Here is a 26,460-nt window from a genome sequence, read left to right on the forward strand (position 1 = left end):
TAGTCCTTATAATTCAGTTGATTTTAATAATCACCATAAAACTACCGGAAGAACCACTCTTGATAAATAATTGTTATCCAACCCAGCGAGAAACTGTTTATTTTTTATTCCCCGTTTGACACGCTTCTCTTTACCTAAAAGATTGACTGCAATATGTTTAATGAATCTGCCAAATATTCAACAAACTTTATGTCTCTATAGATGCCGATGGGGAATTGAACAATTCTTCAAGGATTGTAAAACTGGTGGTTATAATCTAGAAGATACTAAAGTAAATGAGACTCGTTTTTTAGCTTTAGTTTTATTGATTGTGATTGCTTATAGTTTAGCCACTATGCACGGTCAACGGATGAAACAATTAAGTATAGAAACTTATGCCGGACGTATTCAACAACATCAGGATAAGTACCCACGTCAGAGTAATTTTAGCTTTGCTCTCTACGGACAACTATGGATATATGCCAAGGAATTATGGGCTGATTTAGCTCTGAACTTAATCGCACTCAAGCCTCATAAACGCCTCTTTTTTCAACGCGGCTTTCAGGCTCTATCCCTTATGAAACAAGCTGTTTAGCCATCTTGTCACCCGTTAAGGACGATGACACTTGGCTTGTTTATCTAAGCTCATAATTTAACATCTATTGAGACTCTTCATTATAGGTTTAAAATTAGTAGCATTTTCTTAATAACTTCTTGAAATGAATATCATTAGATTTATCATAGTTATAACAGCTTAGATGATTGATATTAGAGAAGTATTTAAAAGTATAGGTTGCTACTTCATGAATAAGAAATGGGCTGTTAAACGATTGACAATCAATCTCACATCAGGTGAAGTAGAAAAATTGGAAAAATATTGCTCAACGACAGGACGACCATCAACAGATGTTATTCGAGAGTTGATTCGCTCTTTGACAACTGAACAAACACAAATGCAAATTGATTGAATAGCGAGATCATAACCACAAAAGCGTAGCCCATCAGCTACGCTTTTGCGGTGATGCCATCGCTCTTACCCGGACTGTTGTATTCCACCCAATTTTGCAGATTGAGATTGCTCTGATATTTCCTACCGCAGATTTAGGGTTAATCAACTTCGTTTTAAAGTGAGAAGCTGGGCTAAATACTCAGTAGTAAAAACGACAGGTTACTAAAATATGGATTTCATCAACCAAGCACAAAATTTAGCAGATACTCTTAGAGATAAAGCTACAGAAGCCACAATTAATACAGTAAAGGGAATAGAAGAGGTACTTGATGGAATCAAAAATACTACTGTAGAGATTACCACTTTAAGTATTAATGCAATTACTGATTTGCCTGCAACAGCACAGCAAGGGTTTCAATCTGTACAAAATGTGAGTAAAGGATTTGAAGGAACTGCTATTAGTGTGTCTACTACGAGTCTAGCCATAGCTGATGCTTTGCAAAACTTGCCCAGGACGGCTACGGAATTAGCATTAGAGATGCCAAAGATTGCGAATAGATTAAGGTATCGTGCTGGTCTGAGAGTAGACGATTTCCCCCGCTCTGATGCAGACGTAATTAAACTTTTTGAGAAAATCCCCGGCACATCAAAGCTGGGGGCTAACGAACGAACTATTCGTGAATTTCTTAGTGACAAACATGGTAGTCATATCATCCCACGCTCCCAAGGTGGGTCAAATGGTGCTGACAACATTGTATGGGAAGTAGGTATTGATAATCTTCGTCGCGGTGCCGAAGTTATGACGGTTGGGGAACAGTTTTATATTCGGGTTTACAATGCAGTAGATTCTATTATTAGCAACTCCGGCACAATTGCTAGATTGGGAATCACTGCCACAGGAACTGCTATTCTCACTCAAGTTACGGTAACAGCAATTTCATACTCCTTGGATCTTTATCGAGGCGATATTACTGTTGAAGAATATAAAAATTTAGTTTTAGAAGCTGTAAAGACAGCTGGCATTGCTACACCTATTGTTTTTCTGCTATTAGTGGCTGTGTTAGCTTTATTCCCAGAATTTACGGTTGTGTTGTCAGCACCAGTGGTTGTTGCAGGTTTCAATGCCTTATTCGGTATGAGTATTGCGATGCCAATCATTCAATCGCTACTCCGTCATGTCCAAGCAGGAGGTTTTGGGATGGAAACGGAAACTGCTGATGCCTACAGAAATCTATTCAGTGATTCTACGCCTGCTTGAGTAACAAATCAGTAGCAAAAATGGCAATTTGGAAAAGAGTTAAGTATACTACTTTCCTGAAAACAACCCTCGCGCGGCAAAATATCATTACTCACTTGCCTAAAAAGGAGTTTTTGCCAAATTGGCAACCATAATGTTGCAGATACTGGTAATATTTATTTAGTGCAAGGGGTGTAGCAAAAGTAGCCCCGACCGCGAGGTTGGGGTAGCTTCTGCAAACTCTTCAAAAATGGGGAATCACTACAATATTCCCACCTCAAGTAAGGCTTATCTCTCTTGGAGACCCTAAGCGAACCTGCTTCGTATCTTGAAATAAATGTTTTTCCCCTGAAAACCCCATGCAGGGAAAGCCAAAATTTTTCTCCTCTGCTCCCTTGCTCCTTTGGTTAGGCCTGACTATTTGCTAAACTCTGGATAAAAGGCAATCTAGTGACAATTGGATCTAGGATCGATTTAATAAAGCCAAAAAATAACATTTTGGAGCATGGGTTTGTAGTAGACTTTAGCACTACTACACATTAATTCCTTATCACCATTGTTAACTTACTAGGTATCACACGATGGAATTAACAGTTGAAAACGTTGAAACAGTCTTGGATGAAATGCGTCCTTATCTGATCTCCGATGGTGGCAACGTGGAACTTGTAGAGCTTGATGGGCCTATTGTCAAGCTGCGGCTGCAAGGTGCTTGTGGTTCTTGTCCTAGTTCCACCATGACCCTAAGAATGGGTATTGAACGTCGTCTGCGGGAAATGATTCCCGAAATTGCTGAAGTTGAGCAAATCATTTAGGCACTAGGGATGAGGGACTAGGGACTGGGGACTAGGGATTGGGGACAAGGAAGACAAGGAGGACAAGGAGAACAAGGAAGCGATTCTACCCTGTCTCCCCCCGCAACCTTGTCTATCTTGTCTCTTTCCAACGCCCAATATCCAATGCCCAATATCCAATACCCAATCCCTAATTAGATAATATGTCTCATCCACTCTATGTAGCCTTTGTTTGGCATCAACATCAGCCGTTGTACAAATCTCCTGGCAACGGCATTTCAACATCTTCAAGTCAACAATATCGTCTGCCTTGGGTACGGTTACACGGCACAAAAGATTATTTGGATTTGGTGTTAATTCTCGAAAAATACCCTAAATTACACCAAACAGTGAATTTAGTGCCATCTTTAATCTTGCAACTAGAAGATTATATTGCTGGGACTGCTTTTGACCCTTACCTGAAAGCCAGTTTGACACCCACGGAACAACTGACTCAGCAGCAAAAAGAATTTATCATTCAACACTTTTTTGATGCTAATCACCACACCTTAATTGATCCCCATCCCCGCTATGCCGAGTTGTATTATCAAAGGCAAGAACAAGGACAATCTTGGTGTTTAGCTAATTGGGGCTTGGCTGAGTATGGTGATTTGCTGGCATGGCATAATTTGGCATGGATAGATCCCCTGTTTTGGGATGACCCAGAAATTGCCGCTTGGTTAGAGCAAGGGCGTAATTTTAGATTAAGCGATCGCCAGCGCATTTACTCCAAACAGCGCGATATCCTCAGTCGCATCATCCCCCAACATCGTAAGATGCAAGCATCAGGGCAATTGGAAGTTACCACTACACCCTATACTCACCCAATTTTGCCCTTGCTAGCTGATACCAACTCTGGACGGGTTGCAGTGCCACATATGGCACTACCAGAGTCTCGCTTTCAGTGGGCTGAAGATATTCCTCGCCACTTGCGTAAAGCTTGGGAATTATATAAAGAAAGATTTGGACAAGAACCCAGGGGTTTATGGCCTTCAGAACAGTCAGTCAGCCCAGAAATCCTGCCGTATATTATTAAACAGGGATTTAACTGGATTTGTTCCGATGAAGCGGTTCTGGGGTGGACATTAAGACACTTTTTCCATCGGGATGGCGCGGGAAATGTCCTAGAACCCGAATTGATGTATAAGCCCTATCGCCTGACAACCCCAGCCGGCGATTTAGCCATTGTCTTTCGTGACCACAGATTATCAGATTTAATTGGTTTTACCTATGGGTCAATGCCAGCAAAACAAGCCGCAGCTGATCTTGTGGGACATCTAGAAGCGATCGCGAAAATGCAAAGAGAACGTCCCAGCGAACAACCTTGGTTAGTTACCATTGCTTTGGATGGAGAAAATTGTTGGGAGTTTTATCCCCAAGATGGCAAACCCTTCTTAGAAGCTTTATATCAACGATTAAGCAACGAACCCAACATCAAACTTGTTACCGTCTCCGAATTCCTCGAACAATTCCCCGCTACAGCCACCATCCCCGGAGAGCAGCTACATAGCGGTTCTTGGGTCGATGGCAGCTTTACTACATGGATTGGTGATCCTGCTAAAAACCGCGCTTGGGAATACCTCACCGAAGCTAGAGCGATGCTAGCCAGCCATCCCGAAGCGACAGAAGAAAACAACCCTGAAGCGTGGGAAGCTTTATATGCTGCCGAAGGTTCTGACTGGTTTTGGTGGTTTGGTGAAGGACATTCTTCTAATCAAGATGCCATTTTTGACCAATTATTTCGTGAACATCTGTGCGGTATCTACAAAGCATTAAATGAACCGATACCCCCATATCTCAGACACGCCGTTGAGGTTCACGAAGCCAGGACAGACCATTCGCCTGAAAGTTTTATTCATCCTGTGATTGACGGTAAAGGTGATGAACAAGACTGGGACAAAGCCGGACGCATAGAAATTGGCGGTGCGCGGGGAACAATGCACGTCAGTAGCACCATTCAGCGTCTTTGGTATGGAGTTGATCACCTCAATTTCTATTTACGGTTGGACTTTAAAAGTGGTGTTGCACCAGGCAAAGACTTACCAGCAGAGTTAAATTTGCTGTGGTTCTATCCCGATAGAACCATGCACAACAGCCCCATTCCTTTGGCAGATGTGCCGGATACAGCCCCCCTGAATTACCTTTATCACCACCATTTAGCAATTAATTTACTCACCCAATCAGTGCAATTTCGAGAAGCTGGAGATAATTATCAATGGCATTCCCGCAGCAGTCGCGCTCAAGTTGCTTTTGAAAACTGTTTAGAATTGGCAGTACCTTGGGCGGATTTACAAGTACCGCCAGATTATCCTTTACGCTTGGTTTTAGTGCTGGCGGATGAAGGATGTTACAAAAAATACTTACCAGAAAATGCTTTGATTACGATTGAAGTACCCTAAAAGGTGATTTTAAAGTAAATATTAAGTAGGGGAGGCAAAAAGCGGTGTGGATTTTCCTCCGGCTTTATTGCCGTTGTGTTACGGCTATGCAAGAACTTGAGGACTTGAGATAGGCTAAATTAGCCGTAACACACCTCTCTTTCATGCGTTACGCTCTGTTTTAACACACCCTACAATTTAATGTTTACTGTATAAATAATCTTTGGTAAGAATGAGGGCTTTAGCCCTCACTACAAACATTGGAATTAACCTTTTACACAAACAACTTGCTTGAGTGTGGCTACAACTTCCACTAAATCTGATTGATTTTCCATGACTTGCTCAATAGGTTTATAAGCACCAGGAATTTCATCTAAAACTTCAGTATCTTTGCGACATTCTACGCCTTTAGTTTGCTCAATTAAATCATCAAGAGTGTAGACATTTTTAGCTTTATTCCTCGACATTAAACGACCAGCACCATGAGAGCAAGAACAAAAACTATGTGCGTTACCTTTACCTTTGACAATGAAAGATTTTGCTCCCATTGAACCAGGAATAATGCCATAATCTTCTTTATCTGCGCGGACTGCACCTTTGCGAGTTACATAGACATCCTCGCCAAAATGTATTTCTTTCTCAGCGTAGTTATGATGACAATTTACCTGCAATAAAGGTTTAATTGCCTTTCCTCCTGCTAGATGCTTTTCCATAATGCGCTGGAAACGTGTCATCATCACATCACGATTTACTCGTGCATAATTTTGCGCCCATTGTAAATCATTCCAGTAAGCTTTAAATTCTGGTGTGCCAGCTATAAAATAGGCTAAATCTGGATCAGGTAAATGATTACCTGCCATCTTCGCTAATTCCTTAGCTGTACTAATATGACACTGGGCAAGTTTATTACCAATGTTGCGTGAACCGGAATGTAACATCAGCCAAACTTGGTTCTCTGTATCTAGGCAAACTTCAATGAAGTGATTCAATTTGTTACTGATTGCTTGCTTAATTTATTCAGTCTCCATAGTCTCATTTCTACACTATTTCGACTTCTACTAAGCACTTTCATAGAACACTCAATCGAATGGTTAGTTATAAACTGATCTTCTTCGAGTGTCCATAACTTTCTATGTTTCACTCTTGTCATATCAGCCGGACGACTCCAACTTAGCACTTCTCTAGCCTTGATTATTTTTCTAGATAAAGCTAGGCAATTATTATAGTACAACTGCCTTACTAATGTCTGAGCATCTTCCTTGTAAACCACTATGTTATAAACCCTATCTCTAGTATTTCTAGTAGATGTCTTTACTTGTCCTGTCATCTGGTTAATAAATTCTATGTATCCAATAGCAATATATGAGCTAGATGTAACCAGAGATAAAAAAGGAAAGCCTTTTGAAGTAAGTCCTAAAGAACCATCTCCATCTATCAGTCCTCGAAAGTAATCAACTTTAGAAAACCGACAACTAGGAAGTTTTATTAACTGTGATTTACTCCCATTCGGTAAACCCCATAATTCAAGATAATCTCGAAATCGCTTATCATAAACTCTCCAAATAACTGTTTTGTTATCGCTACTAAAGTTAGTTGTGCGTACACGTTCAGTAATTGAGGAGTTAAATGGTATGAGATTTTGGAAAGCCCAAAGTATGTGTTCATCTTGCTTGTTAATCTCTATACTTAAGCATCCGCGATCGCGAGTGTTATTATATAGATGACCATCAGTTTGAATGAAGCCAAACAAGTAGGCATAATAGGGGTTTTCGAGAGTGATATTAGTAGATTGCATGAAACTACAATATCATATCTTAAAATCGCAATCGATCAAGTCATTTCTGCTTGATTCTATACCTTCCTCTTCGGTATAGTTCGGAGCACACCTTCATCCTAAATTATTTAGGATGCCCAAGTCCCTCTGCTCTCTACAGGGCGTTTTACCGCTTCCCTCGGTATTAGCAATCTCAGCCTTCACCGATTTGGACGAGTTTTGATTACTGTATTACTACAGTAAGGGGCAATCTTTTACCCCCGCCAAGAGAACCCATTTGTTTCATCGCTTTGCTTTGTAAGTCTTGCACACCACGATGCAAGTCTTGAAAATCTCGCCAACGTTGCCAATTAGTAACAGATTTTTCGACATCTTTATTTTCGTTAAAACCTGTGGGAATTGCTGCTTCAATATCAAGGCGAATTTTCTTGAGTTTGCCTTCTAATTGTTCACCAGTAAATGATGTTTTAATAGCACTCATACCGCAACCAATATCCACGCCCACAGCAGCAGGAATAATGGCTTCTTCTGTAGCAATTACAGAACCAACTAAAGCACCTTTTCCTAAGTGAACATCTGGCATTAATGCTACGTGTTTAAATACAAAAGGTAGGGATGCCACATTTTTAGCCATCTTGGTTTCTTCAGACCCCAAGGGGTGATTTGCCCAAGATAAAACGGGTGATTTTGTATTAATTTCTAACTTTTCGTAGGGCATTTTTTTAAAGGGAATAGAGAATGGGGAATGTGAAATAGGAAAGAATAATTGTCATTTTTTGGATGAGTGAATTTTATCCATATGTTACAAATGTAGTATAAATGAATTTGAATGTCAACCTGCTTTCTGGCTAGTTAAGTCTGCCAAAAAAAAGCAGACTTTTGCCAGATATACTACAATTTGTAAAGTCCATGACCAAGCCTCACTCAAACCTATGGCGACACGTCAAAATACTATTTGGGAAAGCTTTTTATCGCCTGTAGTCCGTTTTCTGATTGATGAAGAGAAATTGCATCGGTATGCTAAAAGTATCGACTGGGAGAAAGAAAGCGATCGCTTCCGGCGTGCTGATGTGACAATTCCTACATACTACATAAGCCAAAACTTTCACGGCATTGAGGGGGGATATCTTAATCCTAGCGCAGCTGTCACCTACGATCCCATTACCGAATATGTACTACCACCCAATGAAACCTGGGTGCGTCAAGCTTTAATTGATGCAGTCCAAGTCAAACTCCGTCGCATACTTGACTTAGGCTGTGGTACAGGTTCGACAACTTTGATGTTAAAACAAGCTTTCCCTGAAGCTGAAGTCATCGGTTTGGACTTATCACCCTATATGCTGGTGAGAGCTGAAGATAAAGCCAAAGATGCGGGTTTAGATATGATTTGGCGACATGGAAACGCTGAGAAAACTAGCTTTCCAGATGCTTCCTTTGATTTAGTGACAGGTACTTTGCTATTTCATGAAACACCAGTTGTAGTATCCCAAACCATCCTCCAAGAATGTTTCCGGTTGTTGGTAGCCGGTGGACAAGTATTAATTCTCGATGGGAATCAGAAAACCCTGCGTCAATTAGATTGGCTCAATAATGTGTTTGAAGAGCCTTACATTCGTGAGTATGCGGCGGATAGTGTAGATGCGCGGATGGGTGCGGTGGGGTTTGAGGCGGTGCGAACCGAAGAAGTTTGGTGGATACATCAAGTAACTAGCGGTGTAAAACCAATTCCATTAACAGATGCAACTACTCAAGGAAAAGTGAGACAATATAGACCAGCAATAGATAATAATGATTTGGAGGGTCTAGAGTCTCCAGCTTTTGGCATATAACGGCATGAGTTTAAAGGCAATTCTGTTTGATTTCAATGGCGTAATCATTAACGATGAGCGCATCCACCTACAACTGATAGATGAAATTCTCGTTCAGGAAAATCTCCAACCCCAGAAAGTCCAAGAGCGTCAAGCTTCATTAGGACGGAGCGATCGCGCTTGTTTTCAAGAATTACTCGCCAATCGTGGTAGAGTCGCTAGTGAAGAATACTTAACCCAGCTACTTCACCGCAAAGCCGAAGCCTATGTGTTGGAACTAGAGAAACTAGAAAAACTCCCTATATATCCAGGTGTAGAAGACTTGATATATCAGGTGCGTTCCCAACATCTCAAGCTAGCTGTAGTCAGTGGTGCGCTACATCAGGAAATTGAACTGGTATTAGAACGAGCCAAACTAGCAGAATATTTTACAGTTGTTGTCGCCGGTGATGACATCACCACCAGTAAACCTCAGCCAGATGGGTATTTATTAGCAGTCAAACGCCTCAATCAAGAATATCCTGAATTAAATCTGCAACTCCCAGAATGTTTGGCGATTGAAGATACCCCCCCAGGTATCCAAGCTGCAAAACACGCGCAGATGCAAGTAGTGGGTGTAGCTAATACCTATCCCTTCCATATGCTCCAGCGTTGCTGTAACTGGACGGTAGATTACCTGAGTGAATTAGAACTAGAACGAATACAACAAGTATTTTCTGGTAAACAGCCCCAGACCAGCATAACTGAATGTTAAAATAGGGTAATGTATTAACAATACTGTTAGGGGAATTAGCTCAGTTGGTAGAGTGCTGCGATCGCACCGCAGAGGTCAGGGGTTCGAGTCTCCTATTCTCCATGTACATTAAATTATTATTGTCAGTTTTAAAGAATTTTTGTCCATTTTGATGTACTGAGGGGACATAAGTGACGTATTTTCGGGACTTTCAGCACTCAGAACCAGTTTTAAAGAATTATTGTCCAGAGTTGAAACCAGTTTTAAAGAATTATTGTCCAAAATGAGACTTAAAAATTTAGATGTATACTACAGACTCTAATTGAAGATATTACAACAAACCCAAATTCGTAAGTGCTTCTATACTAGCCGACAACTTTATCTTGCTAATAAATCTAGCTTTAAAGCAATTAGTGTGCAGTCTAATTAAGAACATATAACTACCCCTTAGCTTTGCTGTTTCCAATCAAGCAGAGGTTTAGTTACTCTACACTGGCTGCCTTACCTGTGCGATCGCAGCACTCCTTTTAAACCACCCTAATAAATAATTATACGATATGAAGAGGTAAAATTTAATTTTTCAACCCAGCACCTGCTGTGAGGGTTATTGAAACCCTGACTTGTCAAACGCTTATCCTTACTGCTTTCCAGAGGCGATTTTGACAAGTCTACTTAAAAACTAATTTTCTATCGCTAATAAATAAACTTGGATTCGTTCTGAAGTTGATAGAATGCCGTCAAGACAAGAGTTTGAGCAATTTGGCAGATCCCTGGGGATTTTGACCCCGCTTTGACTTGCCAAAAATAAAAATTAGGGGGTGGTAGTTCGGTAGCCACCATGACGGTATACCCGTATCCTTACTTTGTTATAAAGTAAGAGGTAGAAAGTCACTGTAAAATCAAAATCGAAGATTTAGATCATACAGGCCGCTCTGGCACCCAACACCAAGCTAAAAGAGTTTGATGTCAAGAGCTAAGGTTCTGGGCTGTTTGAAACCCTAACACCTTATACTTCCCATGCGTCTCGGTGCGAGTCCTTTCTCATCTAAAAGCAGCATTTACTTACCCAAGCAATTACTGCTAACAAACACTTAGATGATCGCACAGGTAGAGTTGGCAGCCACCAGGGCCAGAAAGAATACGCTTATCCAAGCGTTAAACTAACCCATTCCACAGTATCTACACACAGGGGCTGATACTGTTGCATCACACAGTTAAGGCTCAAAAGAGCATATATGATGGCACCGATTTAATATCAAAAATCGTACAATATTTAGGTTGAAATTTTATCTACCAATAGTATGAATTCTGCATTGATAGGCAGACAATGCTAAATCCCTCGCTTGTGCTTGCAGAGTGTCATAAGATAGCTGAATACCAAATTCAATACTAATTTTCAATTCGGCAGCTTTTGACTTTATGGATTCTTGAAGTCTGTTGTAACTCCAATTATGTACTTGGCGATTATATTCCTTGACATATAATTTTTGTGCATTGACATCACCTGGAAACTTGGTTTCAGCTTTTGCTTGAATTACACTGGTGCGAATTTCCCTCATATCTTTTAATTTGGGTAGTACAATGCAACCAGCCTGATATTCCTTAGCGACTTCCACTATTCTCTTTGCTAGTAATTTATCCACATATTCCCCTAGTTTTGATTCCCCTAGATTACAAGGCGAATCTTTTTTCTGAGCTTTTTTCCTCTCTTTACTGAAATGTACTTGTTGTCGTCGTCTACGACTTAATAGGTGAAAAGAATCATCTAGTAACTCTTTGATTGTCTTATAGGCTATGACTTTTTGGGTGCTTGTATCAACTACAGCAACTGTTGCTAATTCAACTGGATGAAAACTAACGCCAACAATTATGTTAGATAGACCTTGATAAATTGGCTTAATAGGACGATTGAAAGAATTATTCAGTCGAGACAATGAAGATTTATTTTTCTTCAATTGTTTTTGTTGCTGTTCATCTAGATTTTCAGTCTCTTCTGCTTGTCCAACTTGTTTTTGTGTTTTATCTATCTTTTCTTTTCTCGCCTCTTCAGTACCTTCTGCTGTCCATAAACGAGTATCATATGTACAATGTAAAGATAATTTGTTAACTTTCCAAGGTTCACCCTTGCCTTCACCTTGTTGCCATAACAACTGTACACAGCGTAGTGTCACTAGGCTCCCTGAGAGTTTTACTTCTCCTTTCTCGCTCTCTTTCCAAGCCTTATGGTCTTCTAGGAATCTTTCAAAAAAATGACGCTGGCGTTTATTACAACAAATTTGAAAGTGATACTTAGACCAACCATTAAAGTAAACAAAAATCTTTCCTTGTTGGTCTTTATACCAAGTTAAATCGCTGTATAAATAATCTATTGGATATGGCAAATTTGATATTTTCCTCGATGCGTCAGCTATCCAATTTGCAAACTCTTCATTATTTTCAGGCACTTGATTTATTAACTTATCAAATACCTCACGATATTTTGCTCCAGTGATATCTCTACCATTAGGTAATCGGCTATCTTGAATCTGCTTCTCCAAGCGTTTAATTTCTATTTCTTTCTCGGCACGACGCTCTTTTAATTTGTTTAAATCTTCCTCTGTATCACTGATTTTATTATGGTTCTTTATCAGGTAAGCAACAGCACAGCGTATTATTGTATCCTGTGTTGTTTTGTGAATTTCATATAAAATCTCTATTACGCTTTTTGAGATATTTTTTTCTGTAGTTTTTTCTTGAGAAGTTAAAATATTATTTTTTGCTGTATCAATACTTGAAGTATTACTGTTTTTCCTAACCCGTTTTTGAATAGATTTAGTAGGTTTATCATTGGAGTTATCAATAGTAATTTGCCTGAGAATATCTTGTGGATTAGAAATGATTTCCTGTGCTTTAGCCCGTAGCATTTGTAAATCACAATTACTCTCTTCTACAAGCTCGATGTCACTTTTGAGTATATTGTTGAGAAAATACTCTTTGCCTTCTTTCTGCTTTTTTCTTTTTTGGTATAAAGTCAGCCATGCTGAATAAACTTCTTGCACCAAGTTGTCTACCGATGAGTAAAGGCGACCTGAATCTTGAGTCAGAGATTTACGTAACTCTGTGATTTCTTTCTTCGTTATTTTTCCGTTTTCTTTATTAGCTTCAAATTCTGGTTGTTCGCTCACACTCTTCAGCAATTCAACAATTAAAGGAGTATTTTTTTGAGTCATTTCTTCCCATACTTTACGAAGTACATCTTCGTTGGTATGTAGATGACATCGTATAGTTCTTAGGCTTGGACTCTTGAAACCCTTTTTAAGATCGCGGCTCATAGTGACAATATCTCCAGCAAATACACCCTTTTCTATTTGTGTGATTAAAACCAATTACCTATTTACCTTCACCAGACAACGATCGCCATCTAAAAATTTCGGCGTTGTGGCACTATCGGCAAAATCTGCTGACAACTTTGCAGAGAAGAAAGCTGCTCAAAATTAATACAAGCTAAGTAGCAAATATTACTTAAGTGGCGCATAGCTTAGACTTTCAAGATATAGCCGAATGTAACATTTCTGAACCTTTATTTAATGTTCAACAATGTTTTAAGCTTATCATGGAACATTTGCAAACCTTGTAAAACATTGTTAAACATTATTTAGCCTTGTAACAAGGTAGTGGGGTTATGATGAACTGGCGATAAATGTTTTGAAAATTAATGAGCCAGAGCGATCGCGTGCAAACTTCGATATATTTCCCCAAAGATATCCACGATGCTTTGGTGAGATGGGCGCAGGAAGAAGACCGTCCCATCAGTAATCTTGTGGTGCGAATTGTCAGTAAGGCAGTTGAAGAAAGGGAAAAGAAGCAGAATCCGCCGCAATAATATGTAGCTGTAGCAGATAGGACAATTTGTAAATTCCTGGTATACGATATATCCTTAGCCACTACATGAACAAAGTCCTTGTGCGTGGTATGTTATTGGTTCTTTGCACGATGTAAAAACTTCAAGGCAAAGTGTCAGACGGGCTTGAGAGTATCTGGCGCAGTTAATCAGGGGAAGTCTGTTTAAGGCTACACGAAATGGCAATTAAGAAAAGTGAACTTTATAGTTCGTTATGGAAAAGCTGTGATGAACTGCGAGGTGGCATGGATGCCTCGCAGTATAAGGATTATGTACTGGTTTTATTGTTTGTTAAATATGTATCTGATAAATATGCTGGTGTCGCAGATGCGTTGATTGAAGTGCCTGAAGGTGGAGGCTTTCAGGATATTGTTGCCCTGAAGGGACAGAAAGATATCGGGGATGGTATCAACAAAATTATTACCAAGTTAGCCGAAGCCAATGATTTAAAGGGTGTTATTGATGTAGCTGATTTCAATGATGCTGACAAGTTGGGCAAGGGTAAGGAAATGCAGGATAGGCTTTCCAACTTGGTGGCGATTTTTGAAACCCCTGCTTTGAATTTTAGTAAGAACCGTGCCGATGGCGATGATATTTTAGGCGATGCCTATGAGTACCTGATGCGGAACTTTGCAACGCAATCGGGTAAAAGCAAGGGACAATTTTATACTCCGGCGGAAGTCTCCCGTGTCATCTCTCAAGTGATTGAGGTTAATTCAGCCGAAAGCCAGAGTCAGACGATTTACGATCCGACTTGTGGTAGTGGTTCTCTGTTGTTAAAGTCGGCGGATGAAGCGGAACGGGGCTTAACTATCTACGGGCAAGAGATGGATAACGCTACCCGCGCCTTGGCTCGGATGAACATGATCCTGCACGGACACCCTACTGCTGAGATTTGGCAGGATAATACTTTATCAAGTCCTTATTTCAAAGATGCGGATGGTAGCCTGAAAACTTTTGATTTTGCTGTGGCTAATCCTCCCTTTTCCTCTAAGGCTTGGAGTAATGGACTTAATCCAGCTAAGGATGAGTTTCAACGGTTTGATGGCTATGGTATCCCTCCGGCTAAAAATGGGGACTATGCTTTTTTGCTGCACATGGTTCGCTCTCTAAAAAGTAATGGCAAAGGGGCGATTATTCTGCCGCATGGGGTGCTGTTTCGTGGGAATGCGGAGGCGGATATTCGGAAAAATCTCATTTGCAAGGGCATTATCAAGGGGATTATTGGGCTACCTCCGAACCTGTTTTATGGGACGGGGATTCCTGCCTGCATTATTGTGTTAGACAAGGAAAATGCCGAGAATCGCCAAGGCATTTTTATGATTGATGCCAGCAAGGGGTTTGTTAAAGACGGCAATAAAAACCGTCTGCGGGAGCAGGACATTCATAAAATTGTTGATGTCTTCAACAAACAGCTTGAAGTGGCGAAATATTCGCGGATGGTTCCAGTTCAGGAAATTGAGGGGCATGAGTACAATCTGAATATCCCGCGCTATATCGACAGTCAGGAAGAGGAAGATATTCAGGATATTGAGGCGCATCTGTTGGGGGGGATACCCAAGCGAGATATTGAGGCTTTGAGCGATTACTGGCAGGTTTACCCGACGCTGCAACAGGAGTTATTTGAGGCGGCCGATCGCCCAGGATACCTGATGCTAAAAATTCCAGGATCAGAAGTAAAAGCTTGTATTTTTGCTCATCCTGAATTTATCAGCTATGGGAAAGACATTCAAGCGGTTTTTGAGACGTGGCAAGAAAAACACACGCCTTTGCTCAAAGCCATCCAACCGGGAGATAAGCCCAAGGCGATTATTTACGCGCTCTCGGAAGACTTGCTGCAAGGGTTTACAGGTAAAAGTCTGATTGATAAATACGATGTTTACCAACACCTGATGACCTATTGGGTGGAAAGTATGAAGGACGATGTTTATATTTTGGTTGAGGATGGCTGGAAGGCAGAACTGAAAGCAGTGACAAATAAGAAAGGTGTAGTAACAGATTATGTCTGCGAACTGATTCCCAAGGAGTTGATGATTAACCGCTATTTTCAAGCAGAACAGGCGGTGATCGCAACTTTGGAAACGAAAAAAGATGAAATTGTTCGCCAGCAAGAGGAACTGCAAGAAGAACATGGCGGTGAGGATGCTTTGCTGGAGGAAGTCACTAACGATAGTGGGAAAATCACTAAAGCGAACATCAATCTTCGCATTAAGGAAATTCAGAAAAATCCTCTTTTTGCGGATGCGGATGAGTTGAAAGTTCTAAAGTCTTATTTGAAATTGATTGAGTCAGAAGCGGAACTTAATAAAGAAATTAGAGAGGCTATCCAATCTTTACATAATCAGGTGTTAAAAAAATATCAGGAATTAACAGAGGATGAAATTAAAACTCTGGTAGTTGATGATAAGTGGATGCAGACGTTAAGACAGGCGATCGCTTCAGAGATGGATCGGATTTCACAACGGTTGACGCAGCGAATTAAGGAGTTGGCGGAACGGTATGATACGCCTTTGCCCCAGTTGACAAGTAAGGTTGATGAGTTGACGAGTAAGGTTGAGGGACATCTTCAGAAAATGGGGATGGTGTGGTGATGCAGATGAACATACCAGAAGGCTATAAACAAACTGAGATGGGAATGATTCCGAAAGATTGGGATTTCAAGCCAATAGGAGAAATTGCAAGAGTTAGTTCAGGCGGAACTCCAAATAGAAGTAATCCATCTTATTGGAATGGAAATATTCCTTGGATAACCACATCTCAAATTGACTTCAATACCATAATTTACTCAAATGAATTTATAACAAAACTCGGTTTGCAAAAATCTGCCGCAAAATTGTATGCCAAAAACACTTTGCTTATGGCAATGTATGGGCAGGGAAAGACAAGAGGGAAGGTGGCTATATTAGGAATTGACGCAACTATAAATCAGGCTTGTGCAGCAATCACTCTCAATAAAGATGTTTTTGATAATTATATATTTTTTTATTTAGCTCATAATTATGAGGAAATAAGAAAACTCAGCAATACTGGAAATCAAGAAAATCTAAACGGGAACATAATAAAATCTATCTTTGTTCCTATCCCCCCTCTTAACGAACAAAAAGCGATCGCCCAATCCCTCAGCGATGTCGATGCCCTGATTACAGAGTGTGATCGCATCATCACCAAAAAGCGCAACACCAAGCAAGGCACGATGCAGGAACTCCTCACGGGCAAAAAACGCCTGCCGGGTTTTAGTGGCGAATGGGAGGTGAGGCAATTGAGAGAGATTGTAGAGTTTTCAAATGGTAAAGCTCATGAAAATAGTATTGTAGAGAATGGAAAATTTATAGTAATAAATTCAAAATTTATATCAACTGAAGGAGAAGTAAAAAAATATTCTGATTTATGTTATTGTTCTGTTTCTATTGGGCAAATTGTTATGGTAATGAGTGATGTGCCTAATGGAAGGGCAATTGCCAAATGCTTTTATATCGATGATAACGATAAATATACACTCAATCAGCGAATTTGTTCGCTAAAGTCATTGAATGTTAGTTCACGGTTTCTTTTTTATTTATTAGACAGAAATCCTTATTATTTAACTTTTGATGATGGTGTTAAGCAAACAAATTTAAGAAAGGAGGATGTTTTAAGTTGTCCATTAACACTCCCTGGAACACTTGAAGAACAAAAAGCGATCGCGCAAATCCTCAGCGACATGGATACAGAAATCGCAGCCTTAGAACAAAAGCGCGATAAATACAAAGCTATCAAACAGGGCATGATGCAAGAACTTCTCACCGGAAAAACGAGACTAATTAGCCGTTCTTGATCAACGTTAGAGTTTTCAACCGCCAATCTCTAGAATAGAAGCAAGAACAAAAGCTAAACCTTACTATGGAACACATTGCTACCAGCGAACTACCTGAAACCCTGCAACAAATATTTGCAGAAATACAACGCACTAAAACACCCGTAACCGTCACCCATGACGGGGAACCCTTAGTCATTATCTATCCCGCCACCCCTCAACCCCAACGCCCAGCATTTGGCGCAATGAAGGGTAGCGGCGAAATATTGGGAGACGTGATTGCTCCAGTTATCCCTCAAACGTCTGAATCACGGATTAGACAGATTAAAGGATTACACGGAGTTAGAATCTGTGCCATCTTGTAATCCGTATCAATCCGTGATTCAGACAATGGGGGAAATTTGATGAACCAAGTCGGACAACCAGAACGCCAAACCCAAAACCGCATCGTGCAGATATTCCAGCAACAATTAAACTATCGCTATCTGGGTAATTGGCAAGACCGACTGAACAACAGCAACATCGAAACCGATATCCTCAGCACCTTCCTACGCGACAAACAAGGCTACAGCAACAGCCTCATCACCAAAGCCTTGTATGAACTCAACAAAGTCGCAGGCGACCAAACCAAAAGCCTTTATGACATCAACAAACAAGTTTATAGCCTTCTGCGCTATGGGGTTAATGTCAAAGAAGAAGTTGGCGAGAACACCCAAACCGTTTGGCTGATTGACTGGGAAGAACCCCTAGAAAATGATTTTGCGATCGCTGAAGAAGTCACAGTTAAAGGCGAAAACACCAAACGCCCAGATATCGTACTTTATGTTAATGGTATTGCGATCGGTGTCCTCGAACTGAAACGCAGCACCGTTTCCGTCTCTGAAGGTATCCGCCAAAACCTCGATAACCAAAAATCCATATTTATTAAATCCTTCTTCACCACCATGCAGTTTGTCATGGCAGGTAACGACACCGAAGGACTCCGCTACGCCACCATTGAAACCCCAGAAAAATACTTCCTCACCTGGAAAGAAGATACTAACACTGACATCGCCAACCCTTTAGATAAACACCTGCTGCAACTCTGCACCAAAGAACGCTTTTTAGAGTTAATTCACGACTTTATTGTTTTTGATCGGGGTATTAAAAAAGTTTGCCGCCACAATCAGTATTTTGGGGTTAATGCTGCCCAATCTTACCTTGGTCGCCGGGAAGGGGGTATTATCTGGCACACTCAAGGCAGTGGCAAAAGCTTGACAATGGTCTGGCTAACTAAATGGATTCGGGAAAATATTACCGATGCTCGTGTCTTGATAATTACCGATCGAGATGAACTAGACAAGCAAATTGAGAGTGTCTTTAAGGGAGTCAACGAAGCGATTTACCGTACCACAAGCGGGAAAGACCTGATTAACAAACTCAACAACACTACCCCCTGGTTACTCTGCTCCCTAATCCACAAATTTGGCAAGAAAGACAAACCAGACGACACAGACTATAACAGCTACATCGAAGAAATTAAGCGCAGCTTGCCCAGCGATTTCAGCGCGAAAGGTGATATTTATGTATTTGTGGATGAATGTCATCGCACCCAATCAGGTACGCTGCACGACGCGATGAAAGAAATCCTACCAAATGCTGTATTCATAGGCTTTACTGGCACACCCCTACTCAAAAAAGACAAGCAAAATAGCATCAACGTTTTTGGTGATTACATTCACACTTACACTTTCAAAACAGCTGTAATCGATAAAGTCGTCCTTGATTTGCGCTACGAAGCTCGCAATGTTGACCAAAATATCACTTCACAAACCAAAATTGACCAGTGGTTTGAAGCCAAAACCAGAGGCTTAACAGAACACGCCAAAACCCAACTCAAGAAACGCTGGGGAAATCTGCAAAAAGTTCTCAGTTCAAAATCTCGACTGGAAATAATTGTCAGCGATATTCTGCTAGATTTTGAAACTAAAGACCGCTTGCAAAGTGGTCATGGTAACGCCATGCTCGTCTCTGGTAGCATTTACCAAGCTTGTAAATATTACGATCTATTCCAAGATGCTGGTTTTACCAAATGTGCCATTGTCACCTCCTACAAACCTTCCCCCAAAGACATCAAAGGCGAAAGTACAGGAGAAGAAGAACTGACGGAAAAATTACGCCAGTACGAAATTTATCAAAAAATGCTCAACGGAAAAGCACCAGAAGTATTTGAAGACGACGTTAAAAAGAAATTTGTCGAAGAACCAGCCCAAATGAAGCTGCTGATTGTAGTCGATAAGTTGCTGACAGGATTCGATGCACCTTCTGCTACTTATCTGTACATCGACAAAACCATGCGCGACCACGGACTATTTCAAGCCATTTGTCGCGTTAACCGCTTGGATGGTGAAGATAAAGAATATGGCTACATCATCGACTACAAAGACCTATTTAAAAGCCTAGAAAAATCAATTAACGATTATACCTCTGAGGCATTTGAAGACTACGAACCAGACGACATCGATGGATTATTGAGTGACAGAATCGCCAAAGGCAGAGAACGCCTAGAAGATGTGAGAGAAAGCATCAAAGCCCTATGCGAACCTGTGGTAAGACCTTGTGATACTCATGCCTATATTCGCTATTTCTGCGGTGCCGATACTGAAAACCCAGACATCATCAAAGAAAATCAACAACAGCGCATTGCCCTTTACAAATACACTTCAGCTTTAGTTCGAGCCTATGCTAATCTATCCAATGACATGGCAGAAGCCGGATACAGCACGACAGAAACCGAAATTATTAAACAAGAAGTTAAGCATTACGAACAGGTACGCGCAGAGGTAAAGTTAGCCAGTGGCGATTACATCGACTTGAAAGCCTACGAACCCGCCATGCGTCACTTGATTGATACCTACATTGGTGCAGAAGACAGCGAAATAATTTCCGCCTTCGACGACATGACACTTATTCAGTTGATTGTCGAACGCGGTGCAAATGCAGTTGACGCATTACCCAAAGGCATCAAACAAAACCAAAAAGCTGTAGCAGAAACTATCGAAAACAACTTACGCAAAGTCATTATCGATCAACAACCAACCAACCCGAAATATTTTGATAAAATGTCCACACTGCTGGATGAGTTAATCCAAGCCCGGAAAGCAGCCAGCCAAGACTATAAAGCCTATTTGCAGAAAATTGTTGAGTTAAGTAAACAAGTTGCTCAACCTAGCAACTCATTGCAGTATCCTCAATCATTGAACTCTGCTGCTAAAAGGGCTTTATACGACAACCTTAATCAAGACGAAGCCTTAGCTCTAGCGATAGATGACGCTATTCGCAAAACCAAAAAAGATGGATGGCGGGGAAAGACAATAAAAGAGCGCGAAGTCAAAAATGCTATTAAGCAATATCTAGATTCTTCGGAAGATTGCGAGCGCATTTTTGAAATAGTCAAGAGCCAAAGCGAGTATTAGGATGCACCAAATAACTGTCGGTGAACTTGTCATAGACGTTGCCAGAAAAGACATTAAAAACTTACACTTGGCAGTCTACCCCCCCGATGGTCGAGTACGTATCGCCACACCCTTAAACATTGATGACGAAGCTGTGCGTCTATTCGCTATCTCCAAACTATCTTGGATTAAAAAGCATCAAGCTAACTTTGAAGCACAAGAACGCCAGTCACCAAGAGAATTTGTGTCTGGTGAAAGCCATTATTTTCAAGGCAAACGCTATTTACTAAATGTTATCTATTACCAGGGAACTCCCAAAGTAGAAATTAGAAATAACACATATATCGACCTTTATGTCAAGCCAGGAAGTGATGAAGCGCAACGCCAACAAGTGATGATGTCCTGGTATCGACAGCAGTTAAAACAAGATATTCCCTCATTAATCGCCAAGTGGCAAAATAACATGGGTGTTCAGGTTGAGGACTGGGGGATAAAACTAATGAAAACCAAATGGGGTACTTGCAACATTCAAGCCAAACGCATCTGGCTCAACCTGGAACTAGCCAAAAAAGACAAGCACTGCCTAGAATACGTTGTAGTTCACGAAATGGTGCATCTGTTAGAACGCAATCATGGCGATCGCTTCGTGGCTTTGATGAATAAGTTTTTACCTAATTGGAAATTTTATAAGGATGAGTTGAACCGTTCCCCGTTGGGAAGTTATTGAGTTCGACCTCTCTATAACCAATTTTCAGGTACTAATGCCCTTTCATCAGTCCAAGGTTCTTCTACTAAAGCATTTTGAAATCTTTCATTATTAACGAGGTTCGCGTGTTCCATAATGATGATTTGAAAATGTGGAGATAATTCTTCACATACATCAAAAAGAAAATCAAACATCCTTTCAACTGCTGCCATGTCAGCATTAGCACGAATCATTTCGTCTGATGATATTCCTTGTAAACTGAGATATGCTTCTTCCGATGGAAAATAAATTTGAGTAGGTTGATCCAAAAATAGAAAGTGTGGAACTGGACGATTACGATCAACAAAATGTTTGTGCAGAGCAAGAAGTGTAATTAGGTGACAACCAAGCTAGTTTTCTCCTCCTCCCATTCTTCCCATAGGGATTGGTCGCTCAGGTCTGTCTGCGATTACAGTTAATTTATCTAAATCGAATCGGTAGGGAGAATCACTGTGTTCTAGTTGTAATCGTTTAGCCCATTCAGTCATCTGTTGCCCAATTCTATTTAATATAGAAGCTAAAATTGCTTTTATTTCACGAGTATCTAGTTGTTTTTCATAATCGGCAATAAGTTTCTTCAACTTATCAATCTCTAAGTGTATTTGAGAATTTTCATCAGCAAATTCTACTGTTTCAAGATATAGACTAATACGACCAACTATACGAGCTATCTGAGCATTACTATCACGAATTTGTTGGGCTGCTTCTTGCTCATTTATCACAGCTTTAATAGCTAATTCTTTTTCTTGAAGCTGTCCTCTTATTTCTTCGCGTTGTTCTTTAAGTTGTTCAATGTAATCAAGTAGTCTAGGCTGTCTAACTTCTACGTTTTTGATATTATTTTGCAAATCTATCAAAGATTCTCTGATTGCAGACAGACTTGGAATAGGTGCGGAAAAACTAGAGTTACAGAAAGGACACTGATTGGAAGAATTATGCTCTGTTTTAAACAAATTTATAGATTCTAGTCTCAATAATTGTTGATTAGCTTCTTTAGAAAATCCTGTTTCCTTCTGTAAAAAAGCTTCTGTAGCAATAATTCTTTCATGTATTCGTTTCAACTCTTGGCGTATTTCTTCAACTTCAGCCTGCAATTCTGGAAACTTATCATTTCCAATCAGTATAATTTCAGAAACTTCCCATTCTGAAGTAGACTTTAATGCTTCAAAACATTAGTCTCATCTTCAGCCATAAAATTAGAATCGATTAGACCTATTTGTTGAGCTTCAATCAGAAGATTTCGACCAAGAACAAATCTTTCTTTTGTAATTAGTTCTGCTTCTCTAAGCCTACCTTGAGCTTTTGCTAATTTCTGACGAGCTTGACGCAGTTCTTTTTGTAATTTAAGTCTATCTTCTTGAATAGCACCTAAAAAATATGGAATTGTATCTTTGATTGTTTGTGGGAGAAACGGCTCTTGCTGACGATGAAATAAAATATCCTGATTCGCAACAATACCCTGTTTTTGAAAAAGGTAAAAAACTGCTTGCCTTATAGTGGCTTCAAACTGTCTTCTTGACTCTCCTTCCTCGACAATAGTAAAGCGTTTCTCGTTGAATTATGAAGCACAAGTGGTAAAAGCAGAAAAAGAAGAGGATATGGCATACCCTGCTTTTTTTCGTTCTGATAGCCCTTGATGGCATTGTGAAGAATAATCGAACAAAAAGCCGGATTTAGAAGATTGGCATATTCAAGTGGACGCTGCTCCCAAGACTGCACAAGCTTCTCTCCTACGTAGTAGCTAATAACTGAGTTAGTCTCTCTACAAATTTTGGATGCCAGTATACGCGGGGTCGTTTTTGATCTGCGAGTATGTGGTAGCTTCCGCGCATTACGTATGGTTCTGTAACTTGAGGACGAATGCGAATGTCAGCCTCTTGCTCCATCCATTTAAATACTCTTTTACCAAATTTTTGATGCTCAAGCTCATTATCATCACTATCTGACATCTCATCTTGGAGCGCAAGCATATAACGCTCCCACTCATCTATTAATCTTTTTTCATATTGTTCAATTTCCCCGCTAAAAAGTAGGTCTTCACGCACCCAGCGAGAACGTTGCTCGAATGCTTTGTAGTAATCTGATATGGCTTTTTCAATTCTCTTGTTATGAACAGCAATTTCCTTTAACTGAGCAACGAAACGTCTATTGTCTTGTGAAATATCAGGTTGCTCAGTAATTTCTAAATCAAAAAAGTCAATTGGCAAAGCGTCAGGTTTAAATTGGTCGTTAATTTCGCAAATTTTATCGCGTACTTCAAAACCAGATATGAAGTTAACAGAATCCTCACGAAGATGCTTTACAACTTTTGCGAACCACCAGCCTTCTAATCTTTCACAAACAGCATCTCGATGTTCTCTTCTAACTGCGATTAACTTCTCTTTAATTTTTGGTGTTATGTCAACAATATCTGGAGAACTATCAATAATTTGAATAGCGTCAATTAGGAGTTGTTGTTGTGTATGATCTAGAGCTTTGAATGCTTCAAAAGATGTAGTTAGATATTTGTTACTTGATTTATTAGCAACCTGAAGAAGCTTGTGCAAAGCACCTTTAGAGTCTCTTTCTTTAACAGGCCGCAAAAAAAATGCAGCAGAATTTTCTGGAGCCTCAGCAGTTGTGACTAAAGTTAGCAAGGTATCAGGTAAAGAAATTTCCTTTTCTTGCAGTTGGGTACTCCAGACACGAATTGTTTTCCAAAGGTCAGTACTACTGTCTGTTAACGAGGCTTGAGCATTTGTATGATGCTTCAACTGTAACAGTTCTAGAGGATTTTTTTCATCATCAAAAAACGTAATATCGTCTAAGCTCTCAACAGCAAGCTCTATTTCTTCTTTATTCGTTAAAATTAAATACAGGGCATAGCGTGCTTGGAAAAGATAACCAAGAGCCTGTGAACCTGCTGAAAACCCTGTACTCATATCTTCCACTCACATCGACTTAGTTCATTTACTAGCCAAAGCCCATTTGTTTATTTAGATACAATTTTTTTATACATTTAGAGTAAAATCTAACTTAATGTTAGTTGGCATTTCTCAAAGCACAGAAATACATCAATCAACAGAGTATGTTAGCTTGATGTATCCCTGACAGTACCTTATGAAAGCTTACAGATCATACTCGCATATTTCAAAAAACTATGCTACTAATCTTCAAGTTTAAATAATGTACTATTGTTTTTGCTCAAATTGAACTGATGCCAATACACTGAAGGCTTCTTTAATATTTAGTATATAGAACTTTTGTACTATAAAATATAACTTGCATAAAATTTCATAACTTTACAATTCCGACAGTCTCAACTGGGCGCGATCGCAAACACTCTTATCAGTTACTACCTATATATACTAGTAATAACAATATTTACTCTTAAGAAAACCAAACCCGTCATGTGTCTGACGGGTCTTTTGGAATCCTGGGTGCAGAATTAATAATTTCGTCTATCCATCGCCTGAGAGAATCATTTTCATCTCTCAGGCTGCGATTTTTCCCAAGAGTTCGTTCTGAATTACTGCAACTTGCTGCTTGAGATTCTCCAATTCATTGTGCATTTTGGTTAAATCTAGCGTTTCGTGACGTTCTTCCGCAAGGTAAGAACGAATCCATCCCATAATTAATTCCGAAGCTGTTTTCCCTTCAGACTGAACTTTATCCATAAAAGCTTCCTTCGTCTCATCATCCATTCTGACGATGATTTGATTGTTCAGCTTTGTTGTCTGACGCTTTGCCATGTTCGTTATCGCTTCAAACCTTAAATCTGTAATAACTCTATTTACCTCAATTTTGCAGGGTTTGGAAAATTTTGTAGTAACGCTCTTGTTTTGGTAGTAACTAGTAATTACAATAGAGTAACAAAACAAAGGCGGTAAGCGTAGCCATGCCGTCAGGCTTATCGCCCAGTCGCCAAACCATGCGATCGCCATTTTGGCGAGCATTTTACGCCATCGCCTTTTGTAAAACCCCATCAATGAGGTTATTCACATGATTACACAAGAGGGATTTGATGACCAAACTTTGAGCCAATCAGAGTTTGACGAATACGTTGACCAATTAACTGACCCAGCACCACCAGAAATAGAAATTGATTCCGTGACCGATGATTTTGGAGAACTTTATCGAGTTTGGAATGGTTGGCAACTACTAGGCACTTTTTACCAAAATCTTGAGGGCAAATGGATAGTGCAGCCTTGTAATAGTGATGACAGACCTTGTTGCGATACTTCTTGGCAAGCGGAGTTGATCATCATAGCTGTTAATGGCTTGCTAGTGGCAGATGCAGCCTAAAAGCTTTAATAAATAAATTTTTCATCACCTGGAGATGTGGTTCATTCCCGTCTCTTTTTTATTGGCTTTGCCTTCTAATCTGCTGGACTTGGGAATTGCTTAGTATGCTTTTTGTCGCTTTTTCATACTTCTAAAAGGCGCATGGCATTTATTACATTCTCCCTGTTCCCATAATGCTGGGATAGCAAAACGCTCTTTGCAAAAGGGACATTCCGAAAGCAAACGTAACTTGTGGAAATCGCACCCCACCGTTGATTGAAACTGCCATTCCAATCGATGATATGGTTGCTCTGCATAACAGGCAGCACATAAGCGGATTGGCTCAAGTTTCATTTTTTCACCCTTGGGTGGCAGCATTTGAGCAATTAGGTCTGCATCCAAGCCAATTAATTGACTAATTGCCTCTAATTCCTTTTGACTAGGAAACGGATTAAACCGAAATTTCTCCCACCTTGCTAATACTGGCCCAATTCCTGCTGCTTTACTTAAAGTTCCCGGCGACGATACGCAAACAGCTTCATTTCGCCTAAATCGACCAAAATAATGGCTGAGACTTTCCCCTTCCTGGGGTTCAATATACCAAGGTGGATGTTGAACAGCTTCTGGCTCCATAATTTACATTTCAAAACTTGTATT

General features: G+C 40.1%; 21 protein-coding genes, 1 tRNA gene and 4 pseudogenes. 16 read left to right on the forward strand and 10 right to left on the reverse strand.

Features of this window, described 5'->3' with window-relative positions; all coding sequences use genetic code 11:
- Positions 1–187 precede the first annotated feature (187 nt).
- The 5 genes and pseudogenes from ACM0OR_RS15530 to ACM0OR_RS15550 all read left to right on the forward strand — a co-directional run.
- A pseudogene (locus ACM0OR_RS15530) lies at positions 188–574 on the forward strand (transposase); the annotation flags it as partial.
- A 208-nt stretch (positions 575–782) separates the two neighbouring features.
- Entirely contained in the window at positions 783–947 is a 165-nt protein-coding gene (locus tag ACM0OR_RS15535; protein ID WP_190706050.1) for a ribbon-helix-helix protein, CopG family, read from the forward strand.
- A 210-nt stretch (positions 948–1,157) separates the two neighbouring features.
- The gene (locus tag ACM0OR_RS15540) at positions 1,158–2,186 is read left to right on the forward strand and encodes an HNH endonuclease (RefSeq protein ID WP_414577212.1); all 1,029 of its coding nucleotides are present in this window, start codon (positions 1,158–1,160) and stop codon (positions 2,184–2,186) included.
- Between the two features lie 560 nt (positions 2,187–2,746).
- A complete protein-coding gene (locus tag ACM0OR_RS15545; protein ID WP_190706057.1) occupies positions 2,747–2,977 on the forward strand; it encodes a NifU family protein in 231 nt (76 codons plus the stop codon).
- A gap of 182 nt (positions 2,978–3,159) precedes the next feature.
- Positions 3,160–5,394 carry a glycoside hydrolase gene (locus ACM0OR_RS15550; RefSeq protein ID WP_414577215.1) on the forward strand — a complete coding sequence of 745 codons (2,235 nt, stop codon included), beginning with the start codon at positions 3,160–3,162 and terminating at the stop codon, positions 5,392–5,394.
- Between the two features lie 245 nt (positions 5,395–5,639).
- On the opposite strand, the pseudogene ACM0OR_RS15555 reads toward ACM0OR_RS15550, so the two are convergent.
- The 3 genes and pseudogenes from ACM0OR_RS15555 to ACM0OR_RS15565 form a co-directional block, all read right to left on the reverse strand.
- Positions 5,640–6,359 (reverse strand): annotated as a pseudogene (locus ACM0OR_RS15555) (RtcB family protein); the annotation flags it as partial.
- Complete coding sequence (locus ACM0OR_RS15560; protein ID WP_414577217.1) at positions 6,359–7,168, reverse strand: hypothetical protein; 810 nt, start codon at positions 7,166–7,168, stop codon at positions 6,359–6,361. The pseudogene ACM0OR_RS15555 and the gene ACM0OR_RS15560, both read right to left, overlap by 1 nt.
- Positions 7,169–7,403: 235 nt before the next feature.
- A pseudogene (locus ACM0OR_RS15565) lies at positions 7,404–7,865 on the reverse strand (RtcB family protein); the annotation flags it as partial.
- Between the two features lie 214 nt (positions 7,866–8,079).
- Here ACM0OR_RS15565 and ACM0OR_RS15570 point away from each other — a divergent pair.
- From ACM0OR_RS15570 to ACM0OR_RS15580, 3 genes are all read left to right on the forward strand, one after another.
- Positions 8,080–8,976: a methyltransferase domain-containing protein gene (locus ACM0OR_RS15570; protein ID WP_414577219.1), complete on the forward strand. Its 897-nt coding sequence runs from the start codon at positions 8,080–8,082 to the stop codon at positions 8,974–8,976.
- 4 nt (positions 8,977–8,980) lie between these two features.
- On the forward strand, positions 8,981–9,709 hold the full coding sequence (locus tag ACM0OR_RS15575; RefSeq protein ID WP_414577221.1) for an HAD family hydrolase: 729 nt from the start codon (positions 8,981–8,983) through the stop codon (positions 9,707–9,709).
- A 29-nt stretch (positions 9,710–9,738) separates the two neighbouring features.
- Positions 9,739–9,811: transfer RNA gene (locus ACM0OR_RS15580), tRNA-Ala, on the forward strand.
- Between the two features lie 570 nt (positions 9,812–10,381).
- On the opposite strand, the gene ACM0OR_RS15585 is transcribed toward ACM0OR_RS15580, so the two are convergent.
- Together ACM0OR_RS15585 and cas12k are read right to left on the reverse strand one after the other, a co-directional pair.
- Positions 10,382–10,528: a hypothetical protein gene (locus ACM0OR_RS15585; protein ID WP_414577223.1), complete on the reverse strand. Its 147-nt coding sequence runs from the start codon at positions 10,526–10,528 to the stop codon at positions 10,382–10,384.
- A gap of 446 nt (positions 10,529–10,974) precedes the next feature.
- Complete coding sequence (gene cas12k, locus ACM0OR_RS15590) at positions 10,975–12,999, reverse strand: type V CRISPR-associated protein Cas12k (protein WP_414577225.1); 2,025 nt, start codon at positions 12,997–12,999, stop codon at positions 10,975–10,977.
- Between the two features lies 1 nt (position 13,000).
- On the opposite strand from cas12k, the gene ACM0OR_RS15595 reads away from it, so the two are divergent.
- The 7 genes from ACM0OR_RS15595 to ACM0OR_RS15625 all read left to right on the forward strand — a co-directional run bounded on the left by ACM0OR_RS15595 (position 13,001) and on the right by ACM0OR_RS15625 (position 21,522).
- Positions 13,001–13,165 (forward strand): hypothetical protein, encoded by a 165-nt coding sequence (locus ACM0OR_RS15595; protein WP_414577227.1) that lies wholly within the window; start codon positions 13,001–13,003, stop codon positions 13,163–13,165.
- A 217-nt stretch (positions 13,166–13,382) separates the two neighbouring features.
- Positions 13,383–13,550 carry a ribbon-helix-helix domain-containing protein gene (locus ACM0OR_RS15600; protein ID WP_414577229.1) on the forward strand — a complete coding sequence of 56 codons (168 nt, stop codon included), beginning with the start codon at positions 13,383–13,385 and terminating at the stop codon, positions 13,548–13,550.
- Between the two features lie 197 nt (positions 13,551–13,747).
- Positions 13,748–16,159 carry a type I restriction-modification system subunit M gene (locus tag ACM0OR_RS15605; protein ID WP_414577231.1) on the forward strand — a complete coding sequence of 804 codons (2,412 nt, stop codon included), beginning with the start codon at positions 13,748–13,750 and terminating at the stop codon, positions 16,157–16,159.
- A 5-nt stretch (positions 16,160–16,164) separates the two neighbouring features.
- Positions 16,165–17,382 carry a restriction endonuclease subunit S gene (locus ACM0OR_RS15610; RefSeq protein WP_414577232.1) on the forward strand — a complete coding sequence of 406 codons (1,218 nt, stop codon included), beginning with the start codon at positions 16,165–16,167 and terminating at the stop codon, positions 17,380–17,382.
- Between the two features lie 65 nt (positions 17,383–17,447).
- Positions 17,448–17,726: a type II toxin-antitoxin system Phd/YefM family antitoxin gene (locus ACM0OR_RS15615; RefSeq protein ID WP_414577233.1), complete on the forward strand. Its 279-nt coding sequence runs from the start codon at positions 17,448–17,450 to the stop codon at positions 17,724–17,726.
- A 39-nt stretch (positions 17,727–17,765) separates the two neighbouring features.
- Complete coding sequence (locus tag ACM0OR_RS15620; protein WP_414577235.1) at positions 17,766–20,816, forward strand: type I restriction endonuclease subunit R; 3,051 nt, start codon at positions 17,766–17,768, stop codon at positions 20,814–20,816.
- Between the two features lies 1 nt (position 20,817).
- Positions 20,818–21,522: a M48 family metallopeptidase gene (locus ACM0OR_RS15625; RefSeq protein ID WP_414577237.1), complete on the forward strand. Its 705-nt coding sequence runs from the start codon at positions 20,818–20,820 to the stop codon at positions 21,520–21,522.
- Between the two features lie 11 nt (positions 21,523–21,533).
- On the opposite strand, the pseudogene ACM0OR_RS15630 reads toward ACM0OR_RS15625, so the two are convergent.
- From ACM0OR_RS15630 to ACM0OR_RS15645, 4 genes and pseudogenes are all read right to left on the reverse strand, one after another.
- Positions 21,534–22,262, reverse strand: a pseudogene (locus tag ACM0OR_RS15630) (DUF3732 domain-containing protein).
- 769 nt (positions 22,263–23,031) lie between these two features.
- Positions 23,032–23,259, reverse strand: a complete 228-nt coding sequence (locus tag ACM0OR_RS15635; protein WP_414577239.1) for a three component ABC system middle component — start codon at positions 23,257–23,259, stop codon at positions 23,032–23,034.
- 11 nt (positions 23,260–23,270) lie between these two features.
- On the reverse strand, positions 23,271–24,461 hold the full coding sequence (locus ACM0OR_RS15640) for an ABC-three component system protein (protein ID WP_414577240.1): 1,191 nt from the start codon (positions 24,459–24,461) through the stop codon (positions 23,271–23,273).
- 552 nt (positions 24,462–25,013) lie between these two features.
- Complete coding sequence (locus tag ACM0OR_RS15645; RefSeq protein WP_414577242.1) at positions 25,014–25,475, reverse strand: hypothetical protein; 462 nt, start codon at positions 25,473–25,475, stop codon at positions 25,014–25,016.
- A 46-nt stretch (positions 25,476–25,521) separates the two neighbouring features.
- Between ACM0OR_RS15645 and ACM0OR_RS15650 the strand changes: the two genes are divergently transcribed.
- A complete protein-coding gene (locus tag ACM0OR_RS15650) occupies positions 25,522–25,824 on the forward strand; it encodes a hypothetical protein (RefSeq protein WP_414577244.1) in 303 nt (100 codons plus the stop codon).
- A gap of 99 nt (positions 25,825–25,923) precedes the next feature.
- Here the strand turns inward: ACM0OR_RS15650 and ACM0OR_RS15655 are convergent, their stop codons facing one another.
- Positions 25,924–26,436: a TniQ family protein gene (locus ACM0OR_RS15655; RefSeq protein WP_414577245.1), complete on the reverse strand. Its 513-nt coding sequence runs from the start codon at positions 26,434–26,436 to the stop codon at positions 25,924–25,926.
- Positions 26,437–26,460: the final 24 nt, after the last annotated feature.

The organism is Anabaena sp. CCY 9402-a, assembly GCF_963920945.1.
Lineage (GTDB): Bacteria > Cyanobacteriota > Cyanobacteriia > Cyanobacteriales > Nostocaceae > Trichormus > Trichormus minutissimus.